The organism is Streptomyces sp. NPDC002588 (genome assembly GCF_040295925.1).
Taxonomy (GTDB): domain Bacteria; phylum Actinomycetota; class Actinomycetes; order Streptomycetales; family Streptomycetaceae; genus Streptomyces.
On record NZ_JBEOWF010000102.1, the window covers coordinates 1 to 4398 of the forward strand.

Sequence of the window (4398 nt, forward strand, 5' to 3'; positions counted from 1 at the left end):
TTCAGCTTGGCGTTGAGGTAGCTCATGATGCTGGTGGAGGGGCCGAGGAAGGTCTGGGGCTTGGACCTGCCGTCGGCGGAGATGATGTCGAAGGCCGCACGGCGGTAGTTCTTGTTCGCGGCGACGCCGGACTGGTGGTCCGCAAGATTCCACGCGCCGGTGCCGCCGCCTTCGATCAGGGCCTTGCCGGCATAGAACCGGGAGAGGCCGTTGTTGGTGTCGCCCGCCCGCGAGTCCGGGTGGACGTAACCGGCCTTGGCGAGCCGGTAGTGCCAGTTCAGGGCCTCCAAGAACTCGGGCATGTCGTACTTGTGTATGAGCTTGCCCTTCTCGATGGTGAACTTGTTGGGGACTCCCCACGCCTGGTACAGGTAGGTCCACACGTCGTCGAAGGCCCACACACCGCGCTTGGCGTCGGTCAGCTCCTTGCCCAGGTTCCACAGGTCGTCGGCGGACCTGACCTGGTCCGCGGTGATGCCCTGCGCCCCCAGAATGTCCGCGCGGAAGAAGACGGCCCCCGCCACGGCCATGCCGCCGGCGAAGGAGGGGATGCCGTAGATCCTGTCCTCCCAGGCGGCGGCCTGCCAGGCGCCGGTGGGGATCGCGGCCAGGTTCGGATACTTCTTGATCTTGTCGCCGGACAAGTACGGGGTGAGGTCGGCCAGTTGGGTGCCCGCCAGCGCGCTGACGTTGAAGGCGGCGTTCCACCAGGACGGCAGTTGGACCCAGTCTGGCAGCTTCTTGGACGCCGTCATCGTCGGGACGACGGTCGCGTAGTCGTTGCCGTTGGCCGGCTTCATGGTCAGGTCGATACCGAGGGCCTTGTTCATGGCCCGGTAGTAGGAGTTGTTCGGCGGGGGCAGGGTCCCCCAGATCGGTGTCACCGCGGTGTAGCTGCCGCCCTTGCCGGGGATCCCCCGGACCGTGGTCACGGGGTGGGCCGGGTAGGACAGGAAACCCGGGCTGGTGAACGCTCCGTCGGGTCCGGTGACCGACGGGATGTCCGGCTTCACCGACGTGCTCGGCTGGTAGTGGGGAAGCGCGGCGGCCAGTCCCGACCGGGAGTTGGTGCCGCCCTTAGAGCTGGACGAGCCGCTTCCGCACGCGGACAGCAGGGGGGACAGGGCTGCGGCCCCGGCGACGGCGGCGGCGCCGTTCACGAAGGCTCTGCGATTCATTGCGATGCTCATGGTGGGCGGTCCTTCGGCTCTGAGGTTCTGTGACGAACGTCGTGCGAGAGGGCTGCGCAGGGGCCGCCTGACCTCGGTGCGGGAGGCGTGAGCGGCTTCGAGGACGTCCGAAAAGCGGCGCGGATAGTTGTCCGCCTGTCGAAGCGCTTCGACATCGCCGAGAGGTTAAGCGCGTCCTGGAGCGACAGGCAAGTGCCGTGCAGGAAACAGAATCGCTCTTTCGGAAACCGAAGTTTCTTGGAAACTTTCTCTTGACGTCTTGAGGGGCGCATGCCAGCGTCGAAGCGCTTCAACACGCGGCATCGAGGCCCTGCGACCCGGCCGAACGGTGCCGCCCACCCCGTCGTCGCACTCCGCAAGGGACTTCACCTGTGAGTACCGCTGCCGTCTCCGCCACGCTGCCCTTCCGCGACCCGGGGCTCCCGCTGGCCGAACGCGTCGAAGACCTGCTCTACCGGCTCACACCGGAGGAACGCATCGCGATGCTGCACCAGTACGCGCCCGCCGTTCCCCGCCTGGGCGTCGCCGAGTTCCGCACCGGCACCGAGACCCTGCACGGCGTCGCCTGGCTCGGCGAGGCCACCACCTTCCCGCAGGCCGTCGGCCTGGGCGCGACCTGGGACGAGGACCTGGTCCACGAGGTCGCCGAGGCGATCTCCGTCGAGCAGCGCGCCTTCCACCACCACCGCCCCCCGGCCGTCGGCACCGGCCGCAACAGCCTCCAGGGCTGGGCCCCCGTGGTGAACCTGCTGCGCGACCCGCGCTGGGGCCGCAACGAGGAGGGCTACTCCGAGGACGCCCTCATCTCCGCCCGGCTCGGCGCCGCCTTCTGCCGCGGCATGGCCGGCGACGACCCGGACCACCTGCGCACCGCGCCGGTCCTCAAGCACTTCCTCGCCTACAACAACGAGGACGACCGCTGCACCACCTCCTCCGGCCTGCGCCCCCGGGTCCTGCACGAGTACGACCTCGCCGCCTTCCGGCTCGCCATCGCCACCGGCGCGGCCACCGGTGTGATGGCGGCCTACAACCTGGTCAACGGCCGCCCCTGCCACGTCAGTCCGCTCCTGAAGCAGCAGCTGCGCGAGTGGGCGAAGCCCACCGGCCACGAACTCTTCGTGGTCAGCGACGCCGACGCCCCGTCGAACCTGGTGGACCCGGAGCACTACTTCGACAACCACGCCGAGTCGCACGCCGCCGCGCTGAAGGCCGGCATCGACAGCTTCACCGACCACTTCCAGGACAGCGCCACCACCTTCGGCCGGATCAGCGCCGCCCTGGAGCGCGGCCTGCTGTCGATGGCGGAGGTGGACCGGGCCGTGAGCCGTCAGCTGTCGATACGCTTCCGGCTCGGTGAATTCGACCCCGAGCAGGACCCGTACGCGGGTATCGGCTGGGACGTCGTCAACTCCCCGGCCCATCAGGCGCTCGCGCTGCGCGCGGCCACCGAGTCGGTCGTGCTGCTCAAGAACACCGGAGTACTGCCGCTCGCCGCGGACCGACGCGTGGCCGTGGTCGGGCCGCTCGCCCACACCCTGTTCGAGGACTGGTACAGCGGCAGCCACCCGTACCGGATCACCGTCGCCGACGGCCTCGGCGTCGAGGGTGTCGAGGGTGTCGACCGGATCGTGCTGCGCACCGCCGACGGCCGCGCACTCGGCGCCGTGGGCCCGGAGGGCCGGCTGACCCTGACGGACGCCCAGGACGCCGACCCCGCCGCCCAGTGGGACCTCTTCGACTGGGACCTGGGCGTGCTCACCCTGCGCTCCGCCGCCACCGGCCGTTACGCCTCGCTGCGCGACGACGACCAGCAGGTCGCCGCCGACCGGGACCAGCCCGGTGAGTGGGAGGTCCACGAAACCTTCCGCCTCGAATCCGCCGAGGACGGAGCGGAGCTCCTCTTCAACATCTGCAACAGCCGTTACGCGCAGGCCGACCCGGACACAGGTGTCCTCACCATGACCGCCGAGACCCCGGAGCAGGCCGTCCGGTTCACCCGGACCGTGGTGCGCGACGGTGTCGCCGAGGCTGTCGCGGCCGCGCGGAGCGCCGACACGGTCATCGTGGTGGTCGGCAACGACCCGCACATCAACGGCAAGGAGACCACGGACCGGGCCGGTCTGCGGCTGCCGCCCCAGCAGGACCGGCTGCTGCGCGAGGTCGTCGCGGTCCACGACGACACCGCGCTGGTCGTCATGTCCAGCTACCCCTACGCGTTGGACTGGGCCGACGAGCACGTGCCCGCGGTGCTGTGGATCTCGCACGCCGGCCAGGAGACCGGCCGGGCCCTGGCCCGCGTGCTGCGCGGCGAGGCCGACCCGGCCGGCCGCCTCCCGCAGACCTGGTACCGGGGCGACGACGAGCTGCCCGGCCGCCTGGACTACGACATCATCAAGGCCGGCTGGACGTACCAGTACCACCAGGCCGCCCCGCTCTACGCCTTCGGCCACGGCCTCTCGTACACCCGCTTCGACTACACCCAACTCGCCCTGAATCAGGAAGGGTTGGGTCAGGACGGCGAGATCCGGGTCCGGGTCTCGCTGCGCAACGCCGGGCCGCGCGCGGGCACGGAGACCGTGCAGCTCTACGCCCGTGCCCTGGACGCCCGCCACCAGGCTCCGCGGCTGAAACTGGTCGGCTTCCGCAAGGCGCGCCTGGCAGCGGGCCAGACAGCGGAGCTGGAGTTCCGGCTGACGGTCGCCGAGGCACTGTCCCACTGGGACGTGGTCACCGGTGCCTTCACCGTGGACCCCGGCCGCTACGAACTGGTGCTCGCCCGCTCGGCGGCGGCTCCCGCCCTGACCGCGCAGTTGACCGTCACCGGCCCCGCCCCGCGGTCACGCCGCGCGCTCGAAGGCCCGCTGCGCGCGGTCGACTTCGACGACTACGAGGACCTCGCCCTGGTCGACGCCACCCGCGAGGACGGCGACGCGGTGACCCCGGCCGGCGAGGCCGCGACACTGCTCTTCCGCCAGGTGGACCTGAGCGGCGCGGGCCGGCTCGCGGTCGAGGTGTCCCGGACCGGCGAGGGGGCCGCCGCCGTGCTCGAACTCCTCGTGGGGGAGAGCAGGCTGGCGTCCCTGGAGGTGCCCGTCACCGGGGACCGCTACGCCTGGACCACCGTCACCGCACCGCTGGCCGAGCAACTGGAGGGCGTACACGACCTGCGGATCGTCCTCACCGGCGAACAGCGGCTGCGCACGCTGAC

General features: G+C 70.8%; 2 protein-coding genes. One reads left to right on the plus strand and one right to left on the minus strand.

Annotation, left to right across the window (positions count from 1 at the left end; genetic code table 11):
• Positions 1-1190, minus strand: a 1190-nt coding sequence (locus ABT057_RS48835; RefSeq protein WP_352351842.1) for an ABC transporter substrate-binding protein, incomplete at its 3' end; no start/stop codon positions are given.
• 371 nt (positions 1191-1561) lie between these two features.
• On the opposite strand from ABT057_RS48835, the gene ABT057_RS48840 reads away from it, so the two are divergent.
• Positions 1562-4398, plus strand: a 2837-nt coding sequence (locus ABT057_RS48840) for a glycoside hydrolase family 3 C-terminal domain-containing protein (protein ID WP_352351844.1), incomplete at its 3' end; no start/stop codon positions are given.